2 protein-coding genes are annotated in these 2,797 nt (G+C 50.6%); both read left to right on the forward strand.

The window, feature by feature from the left end:
• Nucleotides 1-1,140, forward strand: a 1,140-nt coding sequence (locus tag Q0E49_RS07940; protein ID WP_295747834.1) for a cation:proton antiporter, incomplete at its 5' end; no start/stop codon positions are given.
• A gap of 74 nt (nucleotides 1,141-1,214) precedes the next feature.
• The gene (glpK, locus tag Q0E49_RS07945; protein ID WP_295747837.1) at nucleotides 1,215-2,723 is read left to right on the forward strand and encodes a glycerol kinase GlpK; all 1,509 of its coding nucleotides are present in this window, start codon (nucleotides 1,215-1,217) and stop codon (nucleotides 2,721-2,723) included.
• The last annotated feature ends 74 nt before the right edge of the window (nucleotides 2,724-2,797 follow it).

The raw sequence follows: 2,797 nt of genomic DNA on the forward strand, positions 1-2,797 counted from the left end.
CTTGTTACCATTGCGGTCACTGTTGGTGCGGAAAATATCCTGGGCGCCTTTTTGGCGGGGATGGTAATGAAGCTGCTCAACCCGTCCGATTCGACTGAAGATAAGCTGACGTCCATTGGCTACGGCTTCTTTATCCCAATTTTCTTCATTACTACGGGGGCCAAGCTGAACCTGCGGGAATTATTTGCCAATCCCCGCGCATTGGCACTGATCCCAGCATTAGTCGTTGGTTTCTTTGTTGCCAAGCTGGTTCCAGCCCTGGTCTTGGCCAAACATTACGGTCGCCGCAATGGGGTGGCGGGAGCCTTTCTTTGCGCGACGACGATTACCCTAGTTTTGCCAACACTGGAAGTAGCCCGTAATTTAAAGGCGATTACCGGCACCCAGTCTGATGCCTTTGTTTTGGCAGCGTTGATTGCCTGTGTCTACGGACCAATTGGCTTTAACAAACTCTACCAGCCAGCTCCGGAGGACTTAATCAAGAAGCGGGTAGTCTTTATTGGTGCCAACGTGATGACGGTCCCAATTGCTCAACAGCTGACCAATAGTCTGTACCAAGTCAGAATGGTTACTAACCAGCAGGAAAACTTCGAGACATATAATTCGGAAGTTGCCGATTTGAAGTATCTTGCGGACCTCGATGCGCAGTCACTCGCGGATAATGGCTACTTTGATTGTGACATTGTGGTCGTTTCCTTCCTGGATGGCAAAGAAAACTTTGCCTTGGCACTGGCAGCCAAGCAGCAGGGGGTGCCCCGTGTGATTGCAATGCGGAAACGTCACGGTGGTGATTACAATGAGTTAAACCAGCTGGTTTCAGCTGGCGTGGAAGTCTTTCACCCGTACACTGCCTTGTCAAGTATGCTCCGTTCGTTAATTGAATCGCCAACCGTGATGAAGATGATGACTGACAATGAGCACACCATCTTTGAAGTGGTTCTCAAAAACCGGCGGTATACCGGAATTCAATTACAGTCGTTGCCGATGATCAATAAGATTACCGTATCGCGCATTTACCGCCAAGGGAAGTGGATCACCCCACACGGCAAGACTGTCCTGGAAAGGGGCGACCACCTGATTATTACCAGTGACTATCATAATATTGCTGAACTGCAGGCAACGTTAGGGAAAGATAATTAAGCGCTTACTGGTCAGTTATGGTATGATTAATTGAAAATCACGGGTTCGTTACGTGTGTGAAAGGATGAACGAAGTTGAATGAACAGCAGTATGTAATGGCGATTGACCAGGGGACCACTAGTTCTCGCGCCATTATCTTTGACCACCAGGGACAAAAAGTTGCCATGTCGCAACGTGAGTTCCCGCAGTATTTCCCGCATCCTGGCTGGGTCGAACACGATGCACTGGAAATCTGGGATAGTGTGCAGGCGGTTATTTCCGACGTGATGATTAAGTCTGGCATTAAGCCGTATAAGATCGTCGGCATCGGGATCACCAACCAACGGGAAACGACGATTATCTGGGACCGGCATACTGGCAAGCCGATTTACCATGCAATTGTCTGGCAATCCAAGCAAACTAGTGACATTGCTGAACAGCTGATTGCTGACGGGTATTCTGAACTGATCCACCAGAAGACCGGGCTGGTCATCGACTCCTACTTTTCGGCTACCAAAATCAAGTGGATCTTGGACCACGTCCCGGGTGCTCGTCAGAAGGCCGAAAACGGCGACCTGATGTTTGGAACCATTGATAGTTGGCTATTATGGAACTTAAGTGGCCGCAAAGTCCACGCTACCGACGTCACTAACGCTAGCCGGACGATGCTGTTTAACATCCACCAACTGGATTGGGACGACGACATTTTGAAACTGCTCGGGATTCCACGGGCTATGCTGCCTCAAGTGAAGTCCTCGTCTGAGGTTTATGGCTACACCGGTGACTATCACTTCTTTGGGGTGCAAATTCCCATTTGTGGGATTGCCGGGGACCAGCAAGCAGCGCTCTTTGGCCAGACGGCATTTACCAAGGGGTCGGTTAAGAACACTTACGGTACCGGGGCCTTTATTGTGATGAACACGGGTAAGGAACCAACCTTGTCAGCAAATGGTCTCTTGACAACCATCGCCTATGGCCTCAATGGTGAAATTAACTACGCACTGGAAGGTAGTATCTTCGTCGCTGGCTCGGCAGTTCAGTGGTTGCGTGACGGCTTGAAGTTTTTCGATAACGCGAGTCTGTCTGAAAAGATGGCGGTGGATGCCCAAAGTACGGGGGGCGTTTACGTCGTACCATCCTTTACCGGCCTGGGTGCACCATATTGGGACCAGGAGGTTCGCGGCGCCATGTTTGGATTAACCCGCGGAAGTTCACGGGGTTCCATTACCCGGGCAACCCTGGAAGCCATTGCCTACCAGACCCGTGACGTCGTTGACACGATGGTGAAGGATACGGGACTGAAACTGGATAGTCTGACCGTTAATGGTGGGGCCTCACGGAATAATTTCCTGATGCAGTTCCAATCAGACATCCTGCAGACACCGATTAAGCGGGCAGCGATGGAGGAGACGACGGCGCTGGGGGCCGCCTTTTTGGCTGGCTTAGCCGTGGACTTTTGGGAAAACCAGGAAGAGCTGCGTAATTACAGCAAGATCGGTGCGTCATTTACGCCGCAGGTTGACCGTCAAATCGCGGATCAAAACTACGCTGGTTGGCAACGGGCCATTAAGGCTGCTCAATACTTCAGCCATGGTGATAAGTAATGGCTCTTTGTCAAATCCTGTTGATGGGTAAGAATCAGGCTTAAGCGGCCTGGTTCTTTTTTTGTGCCATTTGG

The organism is uncultured Limosilactobacillus sp., assembly GCF_934202235.1.
Classification (GTDB): Bacteria; Bacillota; Bacilli; order Lactobacillales; family Lactobacillaceae; genus Limosilactobacillus.